Here is a 423-nt window from a genome sequence, read left to right on the forward strand (position 1 = left end):
ACCACCGCGAACACCGAGATGATGCCCTCGTCCCCGAGGATCTTGCGGTCCTTCAGCGCGGGCTCTCCGTCGGTGACGTGGGCGAGCCCGCGCTGAAGGACCGCAAGATCCTCGGGGACGAGGGCATCATCTCGGTGTTCGTGGTGGTCGACTCCACGACCGGCAAGGTCACCGGCGGCCCGCACATCCAGGCCCGCGGCTCGGGCATCGAGGACTCGGCCTTCGGCGCGGTCATCCCGAAGATCGCGGAGTCCCTGGAGAAGACCGCCCAGGAAGGCATCGCCGACTCCCACCAGCTGCAGCAGCTCATCCGCCGCACACTGGGCAAGTGGGTCTCGGACACCTACCGGCGCCGGCCGATGATCCTCCCGGTGGTGGTGGAGGTCTGACGGACCGTACGACTGTCCTACGGCAGCTCGTACG

The 423-nt window shown here is 68.1% G+C and carries 1 pseudogene; it reads left to right on the forward strand.

Annotated elements, in window-relative coordinates:
- A pseudogene (locus tag IE99_RS0128555) lies at positions 1-389 on the forward strand (hypothetical protein); the annotation flags it as partial.
- Positions 390-423: the final 34 nt, after the last annotated feature.

It is taken from the genome of Spirillospora albida (assembly GCF_000718255.1).
Lineage (GTDB): Bacteria > Actinomycetota > Actinomycetes > Streptosporangiales > Streptosporangiaceae > Spirillospora > Spirillospora albida.